A 341-nucleotide genomic window follows, 5' to 3' on the forward strand; every position below is an offset into this window, starting at 1 on the left:
ACCCTCGTGCTCACCACCGCGGCCGACCAGCCCGTCACCCTGAACGACATCCCGGACGTCGAGCGCGTGCACGTCGTGATGACCGAACTGCTCTTCGGCGGCGACGACCCGATCAAGAACCCCCAGGCGCGCGACGATTGAGCGGCGGCGTGACGGAGGAGCAGGCGGCGTCCGGGTCGGAGGCGACCACCCGGCTGGCGCTGCGCACCCAGCTGGTCCGGTTCGTGGTCACCGGCGGATTGTCCGCGGTGGTCGACTTCGGCCTGCTGAACGCCTTCATGGCGCTCGGCCTGGACTACACTTGGGCGAAGGTGTTCTCGTTCATCGCCGGGACGACCACC

At 69.2% G+C, this 341-nt stretch carries 1 protein-coding gene; it reads left to right on the plus strand.

Going from position 1 to position 341, the window contains the following annotated elements; genetic code table 11:
- Positions 1–137: 137 nt before the first annotated feature.
- Positions 138–341 (plus strand): GtrA family protein (locus tag BN358_RS23445; protein ID WP_198018415.1); only part of this gene is annotated, 204 nt, incomplete at its 3' end.

This window comes from Sedimentibacter sp. B4 (genome assembly GCF_000309315.1).
GTDB lineage: Bacteria > Bacillota > Clostridia > Tissierellales > Sedimentibacteraceae > Sedimentibacter > Sedimentibacter saalensis.